We start from the raw sequence: 22528 nt of genomic DNA on the forward strand, positions 1-22528 counted from the left end.
CTCAAAGATTTACAATGTAAGGGTTACAGAGATTGCGAGTAGGTAATTAATTCTGTGTAGGTGCTTAAAAATGTATTTTTAGTTTATTGAATCCCTTGCTATTGAAGGGGTTAATCTCATTTAAAATACTCATTTAGCTGCCAAGATAGCTGTTAGGTCATCGGGCGATCTTGGTAGCTAAAGATTTGCTTGAGAATGAGAAGATGGTAACCAGTGTGACCACTCCTTTAGATGTGGTAACTCAGAAGTATGACCAGGATGGGAACCTCATCCATACAGAGATTAAGAAGAGCAAGTCTACTAAAACCGTTACCACTTTCCCTACACCAGAGTCATTGATTCGTTTGAAGTGCAGAATACCGATTGAAAACACGCCTGTTGGTTGACCTTTGGTGATTACCCTCTGTACCTCAACTTATCGTGCAATCCTTGGCATGTGAGCGACATTAAGTATTCACAAAACCCGTAGTTACCCAAAATAGTCCCAAAACCCTTGACCCCCTCACCGACTCGCCGGAAAACTCCCACCAATAAAGTGAATATCACTAAAGGTTTCGATCCACAAACGAGCACCACAATCGAGTGGATTATCGGGATTATAGACAATCTTACATGGACCAAGGATTTCCACTTCGTTGCCGTAGAGATTGGTACCACTGCGTTTTACTGAAATCACTGGCTTCCGGTCTTGAGGGCTTTTCTTGATATTCGAGCCAATGTGATTGCGATTGACATTAATCTTGGCTAAAGCGGGAGGACGACTAGTGCGCCATTTCCCTTTTGGTCCACGAGACCCTTTGGTAATTTGTGGCAAATGGTTGAACAGAGGAATAATCCAGAATTTCCCAGTTTTATAAGCACCCCGGACGCGACCCTTCTCTAGGAGTTGGCGCAATCGTCGAGAAGAAATTCCTAATAGAGATGCCGCTTCAGTAGTTCCAACGCACTTGTTCATTAGTGGACTTAATTTTTAACTCTTCCTATAATACTATTATAAGGGATAAAGAAAAAATTGGCAACTTTAGGGAGTCGGGAGTCGGGAATCGGGAATCGGGAAGAAACGGAAGAGTTTAGGGTGTGGTAGGGAAATGCGATTGACCTTTGGTCACGCTACGCGATCGCAAAGCCGACGCTTCATCGCGTAGCGGCTCCAAAGGAGCATTGTTTGGCCTGTCCTAAGAATCCCTTAAGGTAGCTTGAGTCCACGCAGCGGCTAGCTACCATCACACATAGTCACTTACAAAATTAATTAATTAATGGTTGGGGAAACAGGATTTTTCCCGACTCCACTACTCCCGACTCCCGATTCCCGACTCCCGACTCCCTCACAAGTTTGTTACAAAAATTTTCAAAATATGTTATAATATAAGATTATTTGTGCTATAATGAAATTACCGTGGGCGCTAAAGCGATGCAGCGCGGTCTTGGGGGTTTCCCCCACTCGCTATTGCATCAAGAAACGTTCCACGGTAAGAGCCAGCCTACAGAAGTCACACGGAAGGCTGGCTCTCGTCCCCCAGTTAAGGAGATAACTTATTATTATGACGTACTCTCAACGCCTATATCCATGGGCGGTAGTTCGGCTATTGCCCAAGATGCAAAGAGTAGTTGTTGGTCGTTTCCGCAACCGTTCGGATGCGGAAGGTCACATGGAGGCTCTGAAGCGGTTAATGCCTGATGGGAAATTTATCATTGTATTTGATATTGGGCAGGATATAGATGAAGAATCTGAGGAGAATAGGGAGTAGGGAGTAATTAGCTTTCAGCTTTCAGTTATCAGTGATCAGTTATCAGCTTATGGGTTAGGTCACAGGCTGGAAGCCTGTTCCACCCTACTTGAGGGGTTAGGTCACAGGCTGGAAGCCTGTGCCACAGCTGACCACTGACCGCTGACCACTGACCGCTCATTTACTACTCACAATAGTCTCCCAATTCTGAATCACTTGCTGCAAAGCTTCCGGGAGCTGGTTATGACCAATATCGGCATAACGTGTGGTACCAGCATTGCTGCTCAGAGTAACACTGATGTAATCAGCAGCACCAATAGGAGCAGGGTAACTGAGCTGATCAAACTGACCAAAGTCTACGTCTTTGTTGAGAAACTCTTCAAAGCCTTTGACATCTTGACGGGAAATGCGAGCAATCTCGGTGGGAGTGCTATTCCCATTGATCCGTATGTACTGCTGAATCACTTGTCCATTGTTGAGCAGACGGGTTTCAACGGTTTGACCAAAGAAACCACCATTTGCGATCGCACGAAATACGGTATTCTTTTCTAGGGCTGGTGGTAATTCACTGCTGGGAATCGGTACTGCTGCCAGTAGGTCTTGATTGTCTACTGATTCAACCTGAGCGGTTGCGGTAGAGTTACCTGATGGTAAGAACTTACTTTGACCAGCTTGGCTAGTTACTGCACTAAAGGATAAAATTCCGGTTAATGCACAGGCAGCAATAATATAAGAGGATGGGGTGATTGCACGCAAGTTTTTCATCTGATTCCCTTTTTTAGTTGAAGGTGTACCGATAGGCCAAGGTAGAGAAGTTAGCAGCAGTATCAAGACCAATTGCTGGTGTTTGCCTCTTCACTTAGGACTATTGACTTGTGGGAGATTTGTTTTGTTTCGTGGTAACTACCGCACTAACGGTAGGGAAATCACGTCTTCTGACCGAAAAAGGCAAAAGGCAACAGGCAAAAGGCAAGAGGGGCAAGAGATCGGAAGTTTAATTGTCCAATCAAAAAAGACCATACAGGTTTACATCTGATTCAGAACGCTAAATAAGCGCGTTTGTATCTAGGTCCTAAACACACTTTTTGCCTTGGGTGTAGCGTTATATATTTGATTAACTCTTGCCTCTTGCCTCTTGCCTCTTGCCTTGACCTAAGGGATTCTGTTCACAACTCAAATATAAATGCTAGAATTTTCCGACTTTCCCCCGTAACCCTTCCAATTCCTCCCGCACTGATAACGGTTGATACCCCAAACTAAATGCTAATGAACTATCCAATGACGTATCCGGAGATCTAGGGGCAGCCATCGGTACATCCTTTTGTAGACAGCGTCCCAAGTTATCTTGGGAAAGCTCAAATACCTCAGCCATCAGACAACCAAATTCATAGCGGGAGATCCTTTCTTTTCCCCCCAGATTAACTAGACCTTGGACTTTCTCTAGCGCTAATAACAGTCCCTTGGCTGCTGTTGTGCCACTGACAGGGGTTCTAATTTCATCGGTAAATAAGCTCAATGGTCGCCCTTCTCTCAGGATTTTGAGGAAGGGTTGGATAAAGCTACTGGCAGTAGGAGGAGCCATGCCAAACATTAAGGGCATCCGGCAAATCGCGACTTTAGGATAATGCGATCGCATCCCTTCTTCTGCCATAACTTTTTGCTCACCGTAATAGCTGATGGGCGATACCGGATCAGTTTCCAGATAAGGAGGATTTAAACCATCGAAGACCAAGTCAGTAGAGGTAAACACGCAAGGGATATCATAATCTGCACTTAGTCGAGCAATATTGATAGAAGCTGTAACATTAATCGAGTATGATTCCTCTCGATGGGTCTGACAAAAATTAGGTTTAGATTGAGCTGCGGTATGAATTACTCCTGCTGGCTGAATCTCAGCAAACAGATGCTTCATGTCTTGGAATTCCCTCAAGTCAGCCTTTACTAGGCTTATTCCCGGAATATCTATTTTCTGGGTAAAATACGTTCCATAAATATCCCATTTTTCTTTAGCGAGCTGGCAAAGGTTCCATCCAAGGAAACCGCTAGCTCCTGTCACTAAGAGTTTTTTTCTCATCAAAATTTAGAGTTAGTAAGGGGGGAAAACAGATATCCTTGTTACTGTTCTATCTTTTGATTTCCTTAAGTGCCCATTAAATAAGCTGACAGCAATCAGCGTTCAGCAGTCAGCTTAGATGGGCTTTTCCCAAGACTTTCAATTGGGTGCATCTCCTAAAAGCTGTTTGACCCATTGGTGCGTTACGGGACGGACTTTCCTAACACTGGCTACCGAGAAAATGAGAGCTCGCCCGTCCCTAACGCACCCTACCTAACTATTCTCTGCTCCCTACTCCCTACTCCCTGCTCCCTAAAAACATGTATACCTTACCTAATTGAAAACGGCTATATCAACGATTAGCCGTTCATAACAGCGTGTTCCTTAAATACCTCCAAAGGAATGTAATCAAGGGCTGCTTCATGGGTTGCTGACAAAATCACTGGTGGCGCAACCCCAGCATCCAGCGCCTCCTTCCAACGACTGAGACACAAACACCATTGATCTCCAGGTTTAAGACCAGGAAAATTATAGACTGGGGATGGTGTACTCAAATCATTCCCTCTTTGCTTAGTAAAAGAGAGAAACTCTTCCGTCATTTCTGCACAAACGATATGTACACCAACTTGACACTCCCCATGGCGCTTATGCCAGGGGATTCTCGGTTCAGCGAGCCAACTTGCTCAACCAGGTCGGAACCAAGCAGAGTAGAGGTCGAGTCTCCCCGAGCGTTTTGATAAGTTCCGGTGTGCCCCACCGTACCTAAGGCTCTCGTTAAGATGTTTATGGCGGCATTGTGATCACGGTCTAACTGACATCCACACTTGCAAACATGGGTTCGAGTGGATAATGACTTCTTGACCACTTCTCCGCAACTAGAGCAGTTTTGGCTAGTATAAGCAGGATTTACTGCAACAGTTATCCGACCAAACTTAGTGCCAAAGTGCTCTAGCCATTCCCGAAACTTGTACCAACCTGCATCATTAATAGATTTGGCAAGGCAATGGTTTTTAACTAAATTTTTAACTCTCAAATCTTCGTAGGCGACCAGGTCGTTAGACCGGATTACGCAACGCGCCAGTATCTTGGCATGTTCTTCACGCTGCCTACTTATTTTGAGGTGTGTCCTGCCTAGCCTATTAATAGCTTTCTTTCGGTTAGTAGAGCCTTTCTTTTTTCGGGAAACTCTACGTTGATGAAACTTTAAGCGTTTTTCGCCTTTGCGATAGAATCTAGGGTTAGGTTCTGAATATCCATCAGAGTCGGTGTAAAAGTCTTTTAGTCCAACATCCAGGCCAATGGTATATCCAGTAGCTTCCAGTTGTTCTGAATTGTCAATTTTTACGCAGAACTGAACGTAATACCCATCGGCTCTTTGTACTACACGAACTCGCTTGATGAGTTTTTGGTCGAAGCACCATAAGTCCCACGTACCTTTGAGTTTAACTTTTCCTATCCCTTTCTTGTCTGTAAACTTGATTGACTTTTTGTCGGGGGATAGTTTCCATCCTGATTGCTTGTACTCAACAGACCTGGAATGCTTCTTGAATTTTGGGTATCCTTTTTTTCCTGGGACTTTCTTCTTGCAATTGTCGAAGAACCGCTTAATAGCACGCTCTACATTCTCAACAGAGGCTTGACAAGCATGGCTGTTAAGATTCTTGACAAATTCAAATTCGTCCCTTAGTTGAGTGTTGTAGCGATAGAGTTCTTTCTTCCCTACTCCGCGATTGTCCATCCAGTACCGAAGCACTTTGTTCCTGACAAAGCGAGCAGTTCTAATAGCTTCATTGATTGCCCACTCTTGAGGCTTTTTCAACACAGCCTTGAACTCCATAACTAACACTTCAGTATCACCTCCTTGTCTTCTATCTTTACTTAATATTGTAGTCGGTTAGCTGAGATAAAAGTTCCCGAGCAGTTAGGGAATAAATTCCTGCTCGGGCTAACCCCATAAATAGAATTTAGGGGCTTGCGCCCTCAGGGTTTTCGGTCAGTTGGTCCTGTGTCACATTTTCCGTTCCGAAAAAATCCCGTCATCGGAGATGTGCAGCACACCTTAAGTGTTCCGCCAAGAACGTTTTTGGCATTGTTCATGATCCGGTAGTTAACTCTAATTACTACAATAATCTTGCTTATGTGTTGTGCTAGGATGGTGTTTGGAAAGCTGTCAAACACATCGATGGTGATGAAGGTTGAAGCTTTACGTCTACGGTTTTGTAACCAGCTGTCATCAATAAATTAGTCACCACTAATTGCGCCCTTTGATTAGCTTGCTCTAGCACACCTTGCTGACAAGCAGTAGCCTGAATTTTTCGGAGGGTTTCCTGTTGAGCTAGCATCTGTAATTGAGGGGCAACATCGGGTCCAAGACCCAAAAATCCTCGGTTGTAGTCGTAGACCTGGGAACGGGTAACATCAATCTTGCTATCCAGTAATTGGGGTGGTGGCAACTGCACTTGGATCGAGTCATTGCTGATTTTGACATCATCCACGCTTAATTTCCCTAAATCAACCCCAGCTCTAACTTCCCCATAAGCAATGTAGAGTAATGTCGTTGACGCTAAGCGATATTGTCCTAAGTTTCTATCTTGACGAGTTGGAACAACTGCCTCCATGCTAAACACAGCAGTGGTCAATTCACTAACATTACGAACTTTATTAACCACAACGTTTCTCACATCCACCTCTGGTTCTGGCTGTGATAAGTTTAATTGTGATAAGTCGAATAGACCATTAACTTGTTCAAACAAGCGGGAGCTAGTGCGCCACATCACCACTCCTAAAATTAGGGTCGTGAGTATCATGCCCCCTGTGCTCATCAAAATCAAACCTCTAGGTATACTAGAGATAATGCTGAGTAACTGATGCTTTCGATGCTGACTCTTCATTTTTGTTTACCTTAAAATTTAATTATTAACAGTTATTTATTCCTAATTTATGCTATTGTTTAATAACAATGAAATGCTATTTGGTGTCAAAAATCTATTTTAAAATTATCAAAGCGATATATAGCAATTTCTAGCCTAATGAGGTAGACAATTTTTTTTGCCCTATTCCCTATTCCCTATTCCCTATTCCCTATTCCCTATTCCCTATTCCCTATTCCCTATTCCCTATTAAAAACCGCTATACTTATGCTTATCTACCTCAACCCAACGTCTAGTTTCATGAGACTCATGGGTTAAATCCATTAACATCTGGGAGTACACTCCTTCTTTGAGAGATAGTGTGGTAACGCTACCATTGTCAATGGCTTGCACCCAATAGTCAACCACCCGGATAAATGGCGCTAAACGACCATCGAGATAGGTTTCAGCAAATGCTAGTCGCTGGGGAATTTCTACTTCCATCAGGGATTGACCGGCGGTGGCTGCCCACAGGCGAAATCCATGAACGTAGTCTTTGAGATTGTTACTGCCTAAGACTAAGGTACCGCGATCGCCATAAACCTCTACAAAGTGACCTCGCCCGTGATAGGTTACGGAACTAATAGTGAGTTGACAAGGGGTACCATCTGCCAATTCCAGTAATAACAGACAGGTGTCATCAGCATCTACTGGCTTAAGTAAATTGCTAGCGTTGGGGTCTGGTCGTGCTGGAATTGCAGTACTCAGTTGAGCACACAACCGCTGCACTGGTCCAAATAGCCAATGAATATAATCAAAGGCATGAGAACCAACTGCCCCTAGTGCTCCGCCACCCTTATCCTTTTGAGCATACCAGTTCCAGGGGCGTTCAGGATTAGCTCGGCTAGAGACTAACCAGTCAATTTTAATCAGACGCTTTTTACCCACATAGTCTTTTTCGAGATATTCCGCTAACAGCTGCCATGAGGGGATAAAGCGGAATTCAAAATCAGGTATAGCGACAACACCCTTTTCTGTAGCGAGTTGGTAAAGCTCCTGGGTTTCGGCTGCCTTTAAGGTCATCGGTTTCTCTAGTAGCAGATGTTTGCCTGCTTCTAGAACCATTTTCGCCATTTCGTAGTGCAGAAACGGGGGAGTACAGATGCTAACCGCTTCTACTTCCGGTAAAGCTAGGATGTCTTCTATGCGATCGCATCCATGGGGAATATCATATTGGTTTGCGATCGCATTTGCCTGATCCGGGTCGCGGTGATAGACAGCCACCACTTCCGTTCGGGAATGAGCGTTAAAGCCAGGGATATGGATTTTTTGTCCAAATCCAGTTCCAACTACCGCCACACCAATTGTTGGTAGCTGTTCAGTTGCACCTGTTGCAGAAAACTCAGCCATTATCGACTATCTTGTGACTTATATTAGGGACTTATCGTAAAAATCGCAGGGTAAACGGATAACGGTAATGCCTACCATATTGAGCAGCGATTGAGGCCATAGTCACCAGCAGTGAATCAATGATTCCCAGGATACTAGCTATACACCATAACCAGAATTCTATGAGTTTAAACAGCTCCAACCAAGAGTCAGGGTCAAAATCTTTTATTGCACCAATTAGGATGAAAAACGCCCAGGCAAAGGCAGTAAATATGGTCAGGATAATGGTAGCGTAAAGGGTAATCGAGATTTGAAAATTAATAGATTCTTTACCGTGAACCTTTACAAAGCGGTATTTATTTCTCTTGTTTAACCAGATCATCAACGGGCCTGCCAGGTTAGCCAAAGGGATAGGTAGACCCATAATCAATAGGGGAATCCATAGCAGGGAGGATAGATGACACAGCATCCCCCAGATTCGAGCTTTCCTATCGTTCCGTGGCACTGTTACTTGATCCATAAAACTGACCCAAAACCGACATTACATCCCATGACTTTGCTCAAGAGTCTGGTTAAGCCATTATATTGTTTCACCGCCGTTGTTTTTAACTGCTTCAACCCAGGTAATTACCTGTTTAGCCAGATGAGTACCATCTAAGCGGTCAATTTCCCGGATGCCAGTAGGACTGGTGACATTAACTTCGGTGAGGTAGCCGCCGATAACGTCTATGCCTACAAAATATAAGCCATCTTGCTGCAGTTTTGGCTTGAGCAGGGAACAGATTTCTTCCTCTCGGGGAGTAATTTCCGTAGCCGCTACTCGACCACCCACAGCCATGTTACCCCGAAATTCCTTACCTGTGGGAATGCGATTTACTGCTCCAATCGGTTCACCATTCAAGAGGATAATCCGCTTATCTCCATCTTTCGCCGCAGGCAGATAAGCCTGAACCATCACTGGCTCACTACCCTGTTTAGTGCTAATTTCCACCAAGGAGTTAAAATTGCGATCGCTTGGCTGTAGAAATATAATCCCCTCACCAGCTTTGCCTCCCAGAGGTTTTAGTACTGCTGTCTCTTTTTCCTCCAGGAATTGCCGAATCACCGATTTATCCTGACTGACAATTGTCTGTGGCATCACCTCCTGAAACTGGAGGGCATACATTTTTTCGTTAGCTGTCCTGATGCCAGTTGGTGAATTAATCACCAACGTTTTATCTGGATTGATGTAGTCTAAGATATAGGTCGCATACAGGTAAGGTATAGTAACAGGCGGGTCTGTCCGCATCCAGACAGCATCCATCTCCTCTAGAGGTTTCAACAGAGCCTTACCAGTCTGGTACCACTGCTCGATGACGACCCAATGCCCGTCATCGAGTTTGGCTGGAGTTAGTTGCACAGGTTCTAGAAGCCCCCAAGCCTGACCCTGAATAACACTCAATTGTTGAGCCTGAGTGACCCAAACCTCATGACCTAATTCCTGTGCGGCTTCCATCAGCGCCACACTAGTATCGTGACCGGGATCAAGTTTCGGGAGAGGGTCTATGATAAACGCAAATTTCACGGTTGAATTCCCCTGTCAGGCAATTACCCTATGCTACAGCAATCCTATTTGATTCGGTAACATACTGATCAAGATCTTGAACGGGGAACGAGTAACAGCGATATACCAATACCCAAGAGCGATCCTACAGACTAGATTGTCAATCACCTAGTGGTTAGCTTGCCTTGAGCAGGTTGTCTAACTCACCCTGAAATTCCAGAGTGTGAAGCTCATCACAGCCACCGATATGCTGGTCATTGATAAAAATCTGTGGTAATGAGCGTGCTCCATTTGCCCTTTGAGCCATCTTCGCCCGTGCCTGGTTATCACCATCAATAGAGTATTCAGTAAATTCAACTCCCTTCTTGTTTAGTAGACCTTTAGCACGGATACAGAAGGGGCAACTGCTCCAGGTGTAGATTTCAACGTTTGCGCTCATGCTTGGCGATAGTTTGTTAAGTAATGTTTCTTAAATTTTACCTTGGGGTTTAGCTTGGTGCAGATTCTTGAGGATTGGGCTACGTTACTTAGGCTAATAGGGGTCAAGGCTGGGTAATGTAATGGCAAATCATAGACAGCCCAGCTCCTGATTACCTCAAGGCTGGGCTGTCTATTAGTGATAAGCGTTTGTTATATCTAGGGTCTTTATATAAGCTGACCCCATTTAAAAGGTTGGTCATATATAGGGTCTTTATATAAGCTGACCCTCTTTCCAACTGTTATCTATTGTGTCAGACAAATTTTGGTTTAGTAATTTTTATAATATTTTCTTTATATTTCAGTTTATGTTGATTTGTCAGGTTTGTTGAAGTTTTGTTGCATGGTGGTCAGGGAAACCCCTAAGGCTTGAGAGAACCACACTTCTAAATCACGCATTGGGTATAAAGACTTGCTCATCGCTGGGTCCCGTATTGGTTCTACAAGAATGGTGAACATTCCCAGTCGATTCCCAGCTAAGACATCAGTGAATAAGCGATCGCCTACCATTGCCACTTGGTCTATAGGTAGGTTCATCGCATCTACAGCTATTTTCAGCTTGCGTCGCGAAGGTTTGCGAGCTCCATATATGTAAGGCAAATCTAGGGAGGAAGCAATACGGCTAATGCGATGTTCACTGAGGTTATTACTCACCAGCCACAGGGAAACCATCGGTCTAGTTTGCTCTACCCACCGTTCAATTTCCTGAGAAACACGGGATTTCGTCACTGGTATTAAAGTCTGGTCAACATCCAACACTAGACCTGACAGCTGATATTGCTGGAGAATATCTGGTGTCAGGTCTAAGATGGAGCCACCAAGGATTAAGTCAGGTTGTAACTTTGAGACCCAAGACATATTTAGTTAACTGATAAATTGAAAGTCGGTAACTCTGTTGATTTTTGATGCTTACCCGTCAATTGTCAATACACTAAGCCCGCTCAGCCTGATGATGGCAGCGGGCAACGGTTATAGTGATTCAGTTCTATTGAACCTTTGAACTTCCGATACTTTTTAGCTACCAAAATCTACTTTGCCGATTTTAGCCCACTAATGCAAGCTGCTTAAGCAGCCAGGGGGTATCTCCCAAGGCCAAGATAGGTTTTGTTCCGCTCTTGGCGCTATTATCTGTGTTTAATAGAAAACGCAACCACTATCATGGTTTGCTTTGGTTTTCGGCTTCAATTCAAGGAACCAGAATGTTTTCAATGACACTAGATAACTAATCAAAGTCTAACATATTTTTGTAGATACTGCAAGATATTTGGAGAAAATCGTCAACAGTGGCTAGCCCCATCCGTCGCAGGCATGGTGATTATATGGCACAACCTAATTGGCTGTTATCTCCATTGGCCTGACTTTCCCCCGCACGGTCGGTAGCTGAGTAGGGTCAATACCCAGTTTTTTGAGACCCTTATCTCCTAATATTAACATTGTCGAAAATGCATCCCCGTCATCTTAGGTCGGGGATGCATTTTCTCTCAACCTCCCCAGTAGATAAAGCTTCTGTGATCACGAGTTGTTATAGTTTATTGCTTTGCTCGCCGTTCTCTACGGATGGCATTTTTAGCTGCTTCGTGTTCTGTTAGGGTTTTGCTAAAAACATGAGTGCCATCGTAACGAGCCACAAAAAACAGGTATTCGGTGTCTTCGGGATCAAGGGTTGCTTTCAAACTCCCTATTCCAGGACTGGCAATCGGGGTCGGCGGTAATCCTGGGTTGAGATAGGTATTGTAAGGGGAGGGTTGCCGCACTTGCTTGTAGGTTAGGGGCTGATCAGCAGTTTGTCGAATCCCCAATCCATATTCAACGGTGGGATCCGTTTCTAATCTCATCCCTCGCCGCAACCGTTCAGTAAAGACACCAGCAATGCGATCGCGTTCTTCAGCAACTACCGCTTCCTTCTCGACAATGCTCCCTAATGTTACCCAATCATTGATACTAAGCTGGGTTTTGTCCTGACCTTTTTGGTATACTGGTAAAGCTACCTGTTCAAATCGATTAAGCATTTGTTGGATGACTGTTTGTGGCGAGATGCCATCACTGGGTAACTTATAGGTATCTGGGTATAAATAACCTTCGAGATGAGGCAGCTCACTGGGCAACCAAGGATACTTATCCCAGGGGATTTTGCTACTAGCAGCGATAAAGTCATCAGCCGAGAAAAATCCTAGGGATTCAAAATAATCCGCCATTTGCTGAATCGACCACCCTTCCGGTATGGTGAAAGACAGCTGCATCACCTTCCCTTTCCAAATGGTTTCGGCGATTTTGGTCAGGGGTTGAGTTGGTGATAGTTCGTAAGTTCCAGCTTTAAACTCACCATCTCGGTCTACCAGCTGCCGCCAATGAGTCCACAGTTTCCAAGCATCGGCTGAGCGAATTAAACCAGAAGCTTCCAGATCTCTGCCTATTTGCTGACCTGGGGTTCCTGGGGGAATCTCGATTTTTACGAGGGTTGGAGCGACATCTTCGGAAGATTGTGCTTTAACGGGTGGGGATACCACCCAACTCCACCACTCCCAACCCTGCCATGCACAAATACCAAGGGTCGCTGGCAATAGAACGAAATAAAAAAACCTATTGGAGATGCTTTTGAGAGTTTTCATACTCTAATACACCAAAACATTAGTTTCCCCTGAATCGTTTAAGGGGTCAACCCGAGTTCAAGTCTCCTACTCGAGATCATCGAATAGCAGTTCTTCGAGCATTGGCTGAACTTGTTTAATTTCCTGTGTAGACAGTAACTCGGGTTGACCAGATTGGTTCGAGCGAGCAAAAAACAGGAGTGGCTCTACAGGCGTATAGATTCCATACTCTTGTTCTTTGTAATAAAAGCTCGCTAGCTCCTGTAGTTCCTCTGCTTCCATCGGAACATTATCGTCTTCAATTTCCAGGGTGAGAATGTCGTCTTCGTCCACTGGTGGCAACTCACCAGCAACAGTTAAGGTAAAAGCGGTGCGCTTGAGCTGAAGATTTTGCTCTGCCAGAACAGCTTGGGCGTCAGGGAATATCAAGTCAAGCTCAGCTTCATCTTCAACTAGAGAGGCATCAGCTAAGTCTTCATCATCATCCTCATCCCAAGCAACAATTTCTATGGGTGAGTCCACAGGTAACAGCAGAAGGTATTCACAACCCTCCAGCTCTAGGGAATGCTCAATGTAACATTCGAGAGTTTTACCGTTAGCGTCCTTCAGCGTAATGTCCCCTTTTGGAGATTCCCCATTTTCTTGGGGGGATTGAGATGAAAACATGGCACTTAATGTGTCTATTAGTGGTCAAGTGGTCGTGGAAAGAAATCCAACCTCCCTTTTGACAGTACGCTTTGACAGTACGCGACAGTACGCGACAGTAAGCTCAAGTGTAGACTGCTTCCCATCAGGATAGCACCAAAACCAACGAGGATAGTTCCAGCAGTTGTCTTTGAATGGGTTTGTCTATACTATTTCTACAATGATCGGCTTTCTATGAGCATAAGCATTAGTTAACTATGGTATAGCTAAAAATTGCACATTCTTCAATCATAGCGAACGCGCCCCGCGTGACCTACGGTCAATCAGTTGTAAAAAAGTGTTGTTAGCAACCTATAAGTATAACTAATCAGTGGGACTTGACATTAGCATAAAAATGTGTTTTTCTAGGAAATCAGCTCAGCCAAAATGTTTTAGTGCCATGGGTTGCACCTCAAGTAGCGTGACCTACGGTCAATGCTCTTAAGGCCAAAGGCCACGCTACGCGAACAGAGTCGCTATCGGATGCTCTTAAGGCCAAAGGCCACGCTACGCGAACAGAGCCGCTACGGGAACGCATAATTAGCACTAGCAACCCCCTATCTTATAGCAGGAGTCCTCAATTTTGTAACAAATTATACTTAATTTCCCCGTAAACGGCTAGAGCTGTGATCCTGAGCAAGTATGAATTAGTAACTATAAACTATAAAGGATTAAAATCTAAGGGTGTTATTCTTAACAATACTCAGCACTATATTCAAGTTAATTAACAGAACTAACGACCCATAATTCGCTGCCGTCCAATTCTCAAGTACTCCCAAACTGGAAATTGATAAAATTCCATCACCAACCAGACAACGATTGCCAGATGGCATAAAAACGTTAACCCTACCCAAGCAGCTGGAAGCCAAGATACAGGACTATCTGGGGCAGGGGGAAACATATAAACGGCTGCCCCAATTAAGGTCGTTGGACAAACTACAAATGCCAAGGCTAATAACCAATTCACCCATCCCCATTCAACCCCCTCTAGATGCGCCCCTGTCCACTTTTTGCCATTCCAGTGCCAGGTCATTGGGGGCTGCCGATCGGTTATTTTGAGGATTTGCCTTTCGAGATCAGCAGTGAAAATGTGGCGGCACTCGTGACAGGCAAAAGCTTCCATTAACGATAAATTTTGAATCTGACCGACACGACAGACTGGGCAGGGGTAGACTCCCTGATAGTTCAAAGCCTTATACTTCACATTCACAGGTTGGGATGATTGTTTGGACATTTGTAGTCAGTCTAATCCTTTATTTTATCTCTTGGCAATCACCCAAACGGCATGGATAATACCTGGAATGTAACCCAATAGGGTTAAAAGAATATTTATCCAAAAGGGCCAGCCAATACCCACTTGCAAAAATACTCCCAGTGGTGGCACTAAAATAGCGCATAATAATTGTCCGAATTACATCCATTCTTGTATACCTTTGGTGTTTGTTAGGACAAGGCTGATTGGCTGAAGCACTGCTTTTGCCTACTCACTTCCATTGTGCCAAATTATTCTAGTCTTAGAGCCGGGTTACAGGAGCTATAATTCCTCCCTAGTCTGTGTTCGGTTAGGGCAGAGTCCCTAGTAAACAGTTTAATCCTGATATTGATTAGCAGTCACCCATACAGCATGGAGTATGGCAGGCACTACACCATATTTGGGAAAACCAAGTTGAGTGCCTACAATGAAACCCAATACCATTAACAGAATATTAAGCCAAAAGGACTTGCCAAAACTCACTTGCAAGAACACACCGAGTGGTGGAAGGAAAATGGCACAGATGATCCGGATGAAATACATTATTGTTGTACCTCGATTACTGCTCTTAGTTAATTCCCTGGTAATTTCCTCTGAATCCGGAATTTCCTAGCTAAGATGCCAGCAATGGAGATTAGTTCCCCCTTTGTAAGGGTTATGACACCTATGAATGACTGCCAGTTCCTAGCTCTGTCTCTAAGGTCAGGGAAAAACATGCTGCTAGGCCACAAGCCTTTAAAACCAGGCAGTTCCTAGTCAGTAATAGGTAATCTCTAATTGCTAATGGTGATTACTCAAGGGTCTATTACCGATTAGCTATACCTATTACCCATGACCGAAAAAACCTTCCAAAAATCTTTTCGCCCTTAGGAGCAGTTATTTACAATGTCTTATCAACAAGAGAAACAGGTTGCGATTGAGGCAGCCTTAGCCGCTGCCAAAATTTGTGAGCAAGTCCGGAGTGAACGGGTGACTGAAGCTATGGAAAAAAGTGACAAAAGCCCTGTCACTGTTGCCGATTATGGTTCCCAGGCAGTGATTTGCCGCTTACTTGGCCAAGCTTTTCCTAATGTTCCAGTAGTGGGTGAAGAAGATGCTGCTGATTTGGTGGAACCAACCATGGCGAATCAGTTGGCACAGGTAACTAGTTATGTGCAATCTGTAACTAATGATGCTACTCCTGAGGCAGTGGTTAGTTGGATTAATCGAGGCAATGGTGAGATTGGACCTCGCTACTGGACCTTAGACCCGATTGATGGCACCAAAGGGTTTCTGCGTAATGATCAATATGCTGTCGCCTTGGCTTTGGTAGAACAAGGTGAAGTGAAAGTAGGAGTGCTAGCTTGCCCAGCTTTACCCGTCAACCTAGCCCAACCAGATGGGGAACGGGGTGTCCTATTTGTGGCAGTACGGGGTCAGGGAGCAACCATGGTACCTATTAGTGGTGGGGAACCCCAATCGATTCAAGTGACTGATGCTGGTAATACAGCAGAACTCCGGTTCGTCGAAAGCGTGGAATCTGGTCATGGTGACCATTCTCGCCAAGATTTTGTAGCTAAAGCGGTGGGAATTACTGCAGATTCCCTGCGGATGGATTCTCAGGCTAAGTATGGTGCGGTTGCCTCTGGTCACGCAGCCCTTTACCTACGTTTACCTTCCTCGAAGTATCCCAACTACCGTGAGAAAATTTGGGACCATGCTGCAGGCACTATTGTTGTGGAGGAAGCTGGTGGGCTTGTTACAGATATGCATGGTAAGCCTCTGAACTTTTCGATCGGTTCTAAGCTAGTTGAAAATCAGGGTGTGGTTGTCAGCAATGGTGTAATCCATGAGACGGTGTTGGCAGCACTGCGGGATACAGCCAAATAGAGACAGCTAAAGCACAGGGCAGATCAGAACCTGGGGCAACGATCCGGCAAGGGAATAGTATTTCTCTTGCCCAATCATCCCTGCGCGTAAACGCGCGGGGAGTTTCATTGACACTTATGGGTTTATTAAGTAATTAACCATTGGGCAAGATCTGGGTAAAAGTACCCGATCCAATATCCCCAGTCTAATGATTGGCTAACTGGAGCAGGGATCATCTCTCCTCGAAAATCCAGCAGCTGGACAATAATTAAGTAAGCGATCGCTAGCAATATCGATATAGCTCCAGTTATAATAGCGACTATTTTTCCGCGTTCCATAAGTCTTCTATCAAATCACAGCACGGTTGTTACAGAGCTTTCTATTCCCAAAATCTAATCCTACTATGGACGTGCATCACCAGGAGGCTCTATGAAACGGTCACGTTTGAAATTCTCCCGCTACTATCCTTTATGGCGCCAGCAATTGCGTCAGCGTACCAGACGACAAATCCTACTAGCGTCTAGTGTGGGATTGAGCCTACTGCTGATCTCGATCACCATTTTAGTGTTGATTGATCGCAAGAACCCGCTAGGATTAACGAATTGGGTAGTGTTGCTGCCCCAGCAAATCATGGGGCGCAGAAATCCCAAGGACACTACAGTCCTAAAACTAGCATCCCAATCCCCCGAGGAGCGGATGGCACAACTCGAAGCGATCGCAATTGGACCAAAATCCCTCAATCGTGGCCGTGCTCGTTACCTATTGGCGGTTGATGCCATAGCTGGGCAGCAGGGCAGGGAGGCACTGCGTTGGTTAGATAAGTTAGAGTGGGAATATCCAGTAATAGCCGGACATATTGTGCTCAAACGAGCACAGGCTTACCAACTCACTGGGGACAAAGCTCAAGCCCAAGAAGCTTGGCAGGAGTTGCTCCAACGCTATGGTAATCAGCCAGTGGCAGCTGAAGCGTTGTATGCCTTCTTGTCAGATGATTCACCCTACCGCAAACCAGAACAGGAATCTATTGCTCCGAAATATGCCAGAATCACCTCGACTTCTGAGCAGCCGTGGTTAGCAAAAATACAGCAGATGTATGACTTCTCTGCCGAAGAGGCAAAATACTGGGAACGAGCACTGAAAAAATATCCTTCTCATCCTCGCATCATTGAATTAATCCAGCAAAAGCTCAAGGATCAGCCCAATCAACCTGAACTGATGCTGTTATTAGCCAGGTATACCTTTGACCAACCAGGGGTTACCCTAGTGCTAGATAAACTAGTGAGTAACTACGGCAAATCTGTCGATGAGAAAAATCGTGCTATAATCCAGCCCCAAGATTGGGAAGCGATCGCATTAGCCTATTGGAAAGACCGCAAATATGCTCAAGCCAGTGCTGCTTATGCCAATGCTAAACCAATACCTAAGCATACTTACCTAGGGGCTAGAGCACTTCAGTATGCTCAAAAGCCCAAAGCAGCGAAAGTGGCTTATAAAAAGATGGTTGAGGAATTTCCCAATGCCAAAGAAACCGCTTTGGCTTATCTCCAACTCGCTGCACTAGAACCACCCATTGACAAGATACCGTATTTCGACCAAGTTATCGATCGCTTTCCCGACCGAGCTGCTGAGGCACTTTTGGCCAAAGCCAAAACTCTCGAACAACTCAAAAGTCCCAACGCTGCTGAGCAAGCCTATCAATTGTTAATCGACAACTATAGCAATTCTGATGCGGCAGCGGACTATCGCTGGCAGATGGCTAAAGAGGCTGCACAAAATGGAGACATCCTAACCGCTTGGCATAACGTTCAGCCTATCCTTAAGGATAATCCCCACAGTCTGATCGCCCGTAGAGCAGGGTTTTGGTCGGGAAAATGGGCAACTCAGCTAGGACGGAAGCAGGAAGCCGAAGCAGCGTTTAAGCAGGTGATTACCAACCATATTCAATCTTACTATGCTTGGCGCTCAGCGGTACAGTTGGGTTGGGATGTGGGAGACTTTAGCACACTGCGCCAGTCATCCCTTACTGTAAACTGGCCAACGGTGCGACCCGAGTTACCTGTGGGCTCAGCAGCTTTGAAGGAATTGTATCAGCTTGGTCAAGACCAGGATGCTTGGAGCCTATGGCAAGGGGAATTTCAAACTCGCCTCAAGCCGACTGTGCCACAACAGTTTACTGATGGCTTGTTCAGGCTGGCGATGGGAGAATACCTCAAAGGCATTTCCGAGGTAGAGACCCTCGAAGACCGAGAAACATCCCAAGAACAGGAGCAGTATCAGAAAATCAGGAAAAAACCGGCTTACTGGCAAGCCCTCTATCCCTTTCCCTATATAGAGATAATCGAAACTGAGTCAAAACAGCGTAACATTAATCCTCTACTGGTTATATCCTTAATGCGTCAAGAGTCTCGATTTGAGCCAAACATTACATCAGTTGCTGGTGCCATGGGCTTAATGCAAATGTTACCCAGTACTGCAGCTTGGGTAGGGAAATCCATCAATTTCAACGACTATAAATTAGCGGAACCCAACGATAATATTAAACTAGGAACCTGGTTTCTCGCCCATAGCCATCGCGTGTATGAGGATAACTCCGCATTCGCCATTGCTAGTTACAATGCTGGTCAAGGTAATGTAGGGAAATGGCTAAAGGAAAATGAACCCATTGATTTAGATGAGTTTGTGGAAACTATACCCTTTGGTGAAACCAGAAACTATGTCAAGCAAGTTTTGGGTAATTACTGGAATTACTTACGCTTATACAATCCTGAGGTTGGTCAGCAGTTAGTAGACTTTTTTGCTCAAGAGTGATCCAGCAAGACTGACCGTAAACATTCAGCCAGGCTCTACCGGATCAGATATCATGGATTTTATTCAGAATAGATTCAAAATCGGCAAAATAGGGAATAAATAAATATAGATTATATCCCTCATATCCCAGCAACAGGATGGAGCAATCTACTCTCACTTTACCCCTCCAACTCACCACCTCTGAACCAATCCCTGTGGTTCAGACCTCCCAACTGCGCAAAGTCTACCGCACGGGCTTCTGGCTCAATCAAAAAATTGAATCCCTGAAAAATTGCTCCCTCAGCGTCTATCAGGGAGAAACCTTTGGATTACTCGGTCCAAATGGAGCCGGGAAAACTACCCTGTTAAAAACCTTACTAGGAATTGTCCGTCCTACTGGCGGACAAGGATGGTTACTGGGACATCCCCTTGGTAATGTTAAAGTCAAGCAGCGCATTGGTTACTTACCAGAAAACCCCTACTTCTATGACTATCTCACTGGCTGGGAATTTTTGCACTTTACCGCTGGACTATTTGAAATTCCCCATGAGGTAAAACGTAAACGCATTCCTCGGCTGTTAGAACTAGTAGGATTGTCCCAATCAGCCGCACGAAAGAAACAATTACGTCAGTATTCTAAAGGGATGCTCCAGCGCATCGGTATGGCCCAGGCACTGGTTAATAACCCAGAAGTTGTATTTCTCGATGAACCCATGTCCGGTCTTGACCCGATGGGACGCTACCAAATCCGGGAAATTATTATGTCTCTTAAAGCTCAAGGCAAGACTATTTTCTTCAACAGCCATGTGTTGTCAGATGTGGAGAAAATTTGCGATCGCATCGCGATTCTCGCTAATGGGGAATTAATTTGTATGGGAGCGTTAGATGAACTTTTGGGTACCGATAACACCTACCGAGTTAAAGGCAAAGGTGGGAATATAGAGATTATCAAACGGTGGTTGATGGAATTGGAATTTGAGGATGATTGCTGGTACGGTCAATTGCGAGGGGAACCCCAAGAGTTTATGGCTTCCCTCCGGCTGATGGATGCCCAATTGATGAGTATGACTTTAAATCGTCCTTCATTGGAAGAGTTTTTTATGAAGCAGTTGAATAATCCGGGTTTTAGGGAGTAGGGAGTCGGGAGTCGGGAGTCGGGAGTCGGTAGGGTGGGAAGTGTGGGAAGTGTGGGGAGAGGGGGGAGTGTGGGAAGTGTGGGAAATTTTGATTAAGGGTAATTATCCTGAAATTATATTATATTATACTCTCTTGCCTCTTGCCTCTTGCCTCTTGCCTTTACCTAAGGGATTCTGTTCACAACTCAAATACAAATGCTATAGATTACTATTTAGTTAAAGTCCGGTTTGCCGGATTATGGTTATTTTAAATTATGGAAGTCATCAAGCTAGGAAAAAAAGGTCAACTCTCTATTCCCAAAGCAATTCTCAAGCGTTTAGGGTTGGAAGGTGAAACTATGCTACTGGTAGAAACTACTGCGGATGGTGGAATTATACTGCGTCCTGCGGGAGTGTATCCGATTGAGATGTATACAGAGGAACGGATTGAGGAGTTTTTATCAGGCGATCGGTTAACTAACGAAGAAGCCGAACAGCTAATGGGCCAACTTAAAGATGCTGAGTAGGAAAGATACATGCGCCTGTTCCTGGATGCCAATGTAATCTTTGCAGCCGCTATTAGTCCTGATGGTCGCTGTAGGGCTTTGTTTGAGTTAGCTTCTGCTGGGTATTGTGCTTTGCTAACATCGCCTCACGCCTTGGAAGAAACACGCCGTAACATTACAGCTAAGTATCCCGAAGCTTTGACACGATTGGAACGGGATTTAATCCCCAAACTAATTATTGTTGGAGAAGCACCGGTTTCACGAGTTAATTGGGCCATGGAGATGGGGCTACCTTTGAAAGATGCTCCTATTTTAGCGACAGCAGTAGAGAATAGGGCAGACCTTTTGGTAACCGGTGATAAGAAGCATTTTGGTTCGTTTTACGGTCAGATATTAGAGGAAGTAACGGTGGTGGATCCGGCAGAGGCGATCGCACTACTTCTCAACCAAGAAAAACTTTAGTGATTCCCCGACTTCTGAATCAAAAGTAAACACAGAGCGAACGCGCCCCGCGTGACATGCAGGTCAATCGCACTTCTTTCCCAACAGTTTTGAGAAAGCGAACGCGCCCCGCGTGACATGCAGGTCAATCGCACTGCTTCAGGAAAGTCCCCATCCAGCAGAATTCTTGATATGGGCACTCTGATATAATCGTTTAATGTTCGATAATACCTGCAAGTTCCTCGCTGAGAGCTTTTCGGAAGATTTTGCCTCCTGGTTACTTGGTGAACCCATCACCATGACCCAACTCAGTCCATCTGAACTGTCCCTTGAACCCATTCGAGCGGATGCTTTGATTTTGCTGAATTCTGATGATTTTGTCCTTCACGTCGAGTTTCAGACTCAACCTGACTCAACTATGGCCTTCAGAATGGCAGATTACCGCCTAAGAGTTTTCCGCCGTTTTCCAAATAAGCAGATGCGCCAAGTGGTCATTTACTTAACCAGTTCAACTTCTGAACTCGTTTATCAGACAGCGTTTGAGATTCCTGGTACTCGTCACGAATTTGAGGTCATTCGGCTATGGGAACAATCGACTCAGCCGTTTCTGGAATCGACGGGGTTATTGCCCTTGGCTGTGCTGACACAAACCCCCGACCCTGCTCAAACCTTGCGTCAGGTGGCTGCAAGAGTTGAGACGATTCCAGAAATGAGGATACAGAGCAATGTGGCTGCCTCCGCTGGGATTCTAGCAGGGCTATTATTAAAGAGGGATTTCATTAACCAGGTTTTACGCAGAGATATCATGGAGCAGTCTGTAATTTATCAAGATATTAAGGATGAAGGCCGTCACGAAGGGGAACAATCTCTCATCCTCCGCCTACTCTTGCGTCGCATTGGCGAAGTGTCCCCAGAAATGCGATCGCAGGTTCAAGCCTTATCCCTCCCTCAGCTTGAAGCTTTGGGGGAAGCGTTGTTGGACTTTAGGAAACCTGACGATTTGGATGAATGGATGCGTTCACTATCTGTTGCTGATAGCAAATCCGACTCGTAGGTTTAGCTTTCGGTGTGATTGGCCTTTCGGCCACGCTACGCGAACGCTTCATCCCGTAGCGTGACCTAGGGTCAATCGCACTTTTGTCCCAAAACTTTTTAAGAGGCTAGCACTTTTGTCCCAACACTTTTAAGAAGGCGATTGACCTTTGGTCACGCTACGCGAACGCAAATTCTTCGACAATTAAAAAAATGAGCCAATTGCAAAAAACACAA

25 protein-coding genes and 2 pseudogenes are annotated in these 22528 nt (G+C 45.0%); 9 read left to right on the forward strand and 18 right to left on the reverse strand.

The genetic code is table 11. The features are described from left to right. Positions 1–170 precede the first annotated feature (170 nt). Positions 171–386, forward strand: a complete 216-nt coding sequence (locus tag F6K57_RS00135; protein ID WP_293063806.1) for a hypothetical protein — start codon at positions 171–173, stop codon at positions 384–386. Between the two features lie 116 nt (positions 387–502). Here the strand turns inward: F6K57_RS00135 and F6K57_RS00140 are convergent, their stop codons facing one another. After that, positions 503–955, reverse strand: coding sequence for a DNA-binding protein (locus tag F6K57_RS00140; protein ID WP_293063808.1), 453 nt, complete (start codon positions 953–955; stop codon positions 503–505). A gap of 586 nt (positions 956–1541) precedes the next feature. On the opposite strand from F6K57_RS00140, the gene F6K57_RS00145 reads away from it, so the two are divergent. After that, positions 1542–1748 (forward strand): hypothetical protein, encoded by a 207-nt coding sequence (locus F6K57_RS00145; RefSeq protein WP_293063810.1) that lies wholly within the window; start codon positions 1542–1544, stop codon positions 1746–1748. 156 nt (positions 1749–1904) lie between these two features. On the opposite strand, the gene F6K57_RS00150 is transcribed toward F6K57_RS00145, so the two are convergent. Further along, entirely contained in the window at positions 1905–2492 is a 588-nt protein-coding gene (locus F6K57_RS00150) for a hypothetical protein (protein ID WP_293063812.1), read from the reverse strand. 421 nt (positions 2493–2913) lie between these two features. Then, positions 2914–3801, reverse strand: a complete 888-nt coding sequence (locus F6K57_RS00155; RefSeq protein ID WP_293063816.1) for an NAD(P)-dependent oxidoreductase — start codon at positions 3799–3801, stop codon at positions 2914–2916. 177 nt (positions 3802–3978) lie between these two features. On the opposite strand from F6K57_RS00155, the gene F6K57_RS00160 reads away from it, so the two are divergent. Continuing rightward, entirely contained in the window at positions 3979–4143 is a 165-nt protein-coding gene (locus F6K57_RS00160; RefSeq protein ID WP_293063819.1) for a hypothetical protein, read from the forward strand. Here the strand turns inward: F6K57_RS00160 and F6K57_RS00165 are convergent. The 14 genes and pseudogenes from F6K57_RS00165 to F6K57_RS41770 form a co-directional block, all read right to left on the reverse strand. Beyond that, positions 4140–4403 (reverse strand): annotated as a pseudogene (locus F6K57_RS00165) (DUF2237 domain-containing protein); the annotation flags it as partial. The gene F6K57_RS00160 and the pseudogene F6K57_RS00165 sit on opposite strands and share 4 nt — an antisense overlap. Beyond that, entirely contained in the window at positions 4376–5626 is a 1251-nt protein-coding gene (locus F6K57_RS00170; RefSeq protein ID WP_293063822.1) for a transposase, read from the reverse strand. The pseudogene F6K57_RS00165 and the gene F6K57_RS00170, both read right to left, overlap by 28 nt. Before the next feature lie 134 nt (positions 5627–5760). Then, on the reverse strand, positions 5761–5877 hold the full coding sequence (locus tag F6K57_RS00175) for a DUF2237 family protein (protein ID WP_364300532.1): 117 nt from the start codon (positions 5875–5877) through the stop codon (positions 5761–5763). Positions 5878–5927: 50 nt separating this feature from the next. Then, positions 5928–6671, reverse strand: coding sequence for a DUF4230 domain-containing protein (locus F6K57_RS00180; protein ID WP_293063825.1), 744 nt, complete (start codon positions 6669–6671; stop codon positions 5928–5930). 228 nt (positions 6672–6899) lie between these two features. After that, complete coding sequence (locus F6K57_RS00185; protein ID WP_293063827.1) at positions 6900–8039, reverse strand: Gfo/Idh/MocA family oxidoreductase; 1140 nt, start codon at positions 8037–8039, stop codon at positions 6900–6902. A 31-nt stretch (positions 8040–8070) separates the two neighbouring features. Beyond that, on the reverse strand, positions 8071–8538 hold the full coding sequence (locus F6K57_RS00190; protein WP_293026201.1) for a DUF4870 domain-containing protein: 468 nt from the start codon (positions 8536–8538) through the stop codon (positions 8071–8073). Between the two features lie 60 nt (positions 8539–8598). Next, complete coding sequence (gshB, locus tag F6K57_RS00195; protein ID WP_293063830.1) at positions 8599–9582, reverse strand: glutathione synthase; 984 nt, start codon at positions 9580–9582, stop codon at positions 8599–8601. A gap of 154 nt (positions 9583–9736) precedes the next feature. Further along, complete coding sequence (gene grxC / locus F6K57_RS00200) at positions 9737–10000, reverse strand: glutaredoxin 3 (RefSeq protein ID WP_293063832.1); 264 nt, start codon at positions 9998–10000, stop codon at positions 9737–9739. 344 nt (positions 10001–10344) lie between these two features. Next, complete coding sequence (locus F6K57_RS00205; RefSeq protein WP_293037796.1) at positions 10345–10896, reverse strand: YqeG family HAD IIIA-type phosphatase; 552 nt, start codon at positions 10894–10896, stop codon at positions 10345–10347. Positions 10897–11567: 671 nt separating this feature from the next. Further along, the gene (mltG, locus tag F6K57_RS00210) at positions 11568–12647 is read right to left on the reverse strand and encodes an endolytic transglycosylase MltG (RefSeq protein ID WP_293063834.1); all 1080 of its coding nucleotides are present in this window, start codon (positions 12645–12647) and stop codon (positions 11568–11570) included. 66 nt (positions 12648–12713) lie between these two features. Beyond that, positions 12714–13292: a DUF3727 domain-containing protein gene (locus tag F6K57_RS00215; RefSeq protein WP_293026211.1), complete on the reverse strand. Its 579-nt coding sequence runs from the start codon at positions 13290–13292 to the stop codon at positions 12714–12716. A 751-nt stretch (positions 13293–14043) separates the two neighbouring features. Next, on the reverse strand, positions 14044–14544 hold the full coding sequence (locus F6K57_RS00220; RefSeq protein WP_293026213.1) for a hypothetical protein: 501 nt from the start codon (positions 14542–14544) through the stop codon (positions 14044–14046). A gap of 24 nt (positions 14545–14568) precedes the next feature. Then, entirely contained in the window at positions 14569–14700 is a 132-nt protein-coding gene (locus F6K57_RS00225) for a YqaE/Pmp3 family membrane protein (protein ID WP_293026238.1), read from the reverse strand. A gap of 288 nt (positions 14701–14988) precedes the next feature. Then, a pseudogene (locus F6K57_RS41770) lies at positions 14989–15105 on the reverse strand (YqaE/Pmp3 family membrane protein); the annotation flags it as partial. A 342-nt stretch (positions 15106–15447) separates the two neighbouring features. Between F6K57_RS41770 and F6K57_RS00235 the strand changes: the two are divergent. Then, positions 15448–16431: a 3'(2'),5'-bisphosphate nucleotidase gene (locus F6K57_RS00235; protein WP_293026216.1), complete on the forward strand. Its 984-nt coding sequence runs from the start codon at positions 15448–15450 to the stop codon at positions 16429–16431. A 125-nt stretch (positions 16432–16556) separates the two neighbouring features. Here F6K57_RS00235 and F6K57_RS00240 read toward each other — a convergent pair whose 3' ends face one another. Then, complete coding sequence (locus tag F6K57_RS00240; protein WP_293037782.1) at positions 16557–16748, reverse strand: hypothetical protein; 192 nt, start codon at positions 16746–16748, stop codon at positions 16557–16559. Positions 16749–16839: 91 nt separating this feature from the next. On the opposite strand from F6K57_RS00240, the gene F6K57_RS00245 reads away from it, so the two are divergent. From F6K57_RS00245 to F6K57_RS00265, 5 genes are all read left to right on the forward strand, one after another. Then, a complete protein-coding gene (locus tag F6K57_RS00245; RefSeq protein ID WP_293063838.1) occupies positions 16840–19218 on the forward strand; it encodes a transglycosylase SLT domain-containing protein in 2379 nt (792 codons plus the stop codon). Between the two features lie 137 nt (positions 19219–19355). After that, positions 19356–20333 (forward strand): ABC transporter ATP-binding protein, encoded by a 978-nt coding sequence (locus F6K57_RS00250; RefSeq protein WP_293063840.1) that lies wholly within the window; start codon positions 19356–19358, stop codon positions 20331–20333. A gap of 254 nt (positions 20334–20587) precedes the next feature. Further along, positions 20588–20839, forward strand: a complete 252-nt coding sequence (locus tag F6K57_RS00255) for an AbrB/MazE/SpoVT family DNA-binding domain-containing protein (RefSeq protein WP_293037767.1) — start codon at positions 20588–20590, stop codon at positions 20837–20839. Between the two features lie 9 nt (positions 20840–20848). Then, positions 20849–21280 (forward strand): putative toxin-antitoxin system toxin component, PIN family, encoded by a 432-nt coding sequence (locus F6K57_RS00260; RefSeq protein WP_293037763.1) that lies wholly within the window; start codon positions 20849–20851, stop codon positions 21278–21280. A 196-nt stretch (positions 21281–21476) separates the two neighbouring features. Beyond that, positions 21477–22313, forward strand: a complete 837-nt coding sequence (locus F6K57_RS00265; protein WP_293063843.1) for an Rpn family recombination-promoting nuclease/putative transposase — start codon at positions 21477–21479, stop codon at positions 22311–22313. The last annotated feature ends 215 nt before the right edge of the window (positions 22314–22528 follow it).

The sequence above is a fragment of the Moorena sp. SIO4A5 genome (assembly GCF_010672005.1).
GTDB lineage: Bacteria > Cyanobacteriota > Cyanobacteriia > Cyanobacteriales > Coleofasciculaceae > Moorena.